The organism is Pseudoalteromonas sp. SIMBA_162, assembly GCF_046535955.1.
GTDB lineage: Bacteria > Pseudomonadota > Gammaproteobacteria > Enterobacterales > Alteromonadaceae > Pseudoalteromonas > Pseudoalteromonas marina.
Window position 1 is genome coordinate 1 of record NZ_JAWJBQ010000919.1, and the last position, 248, is coordinate 248.

A 248-nucleotide genomic window follows, 5' to 3' on the forward strand; every position below is an offset into this window, starting at 1 on the left:
CGCAGGATCGCGTTCTTGCACGCCAGCGCCACGAGCACGATCAAGCCGATCCGCGTGAAGATGTTGTTGTCGCCCCCCGTCAGCCACACGCCGGCCAGCGCCGACAGCAGCGTCATTGGCACGATCAGGATGATCGCCAGCGGCAGCGACCAGCTCTCGTACTGGGCGGCCAGCACCAGGAATACCAGCACCACCACCAGCGGGAAGATGTAGATCATGGTGTTGCCGGCCAGCACCTGCTGGTAGGT

General features: G+C 64.1%; 1 protein-coding gene. It reads right to left on the minus strand.

Annotation, left to right across the window (positions count from 1 at the left end):
* Positions 1-248, minus strand: a 248-nt coding sequence (locus tag R0J88_RS22390) for an efflux RND transporter permease subunit (protein WP_410901227.1), incomplete at both ends; no start/stop codon positions are given.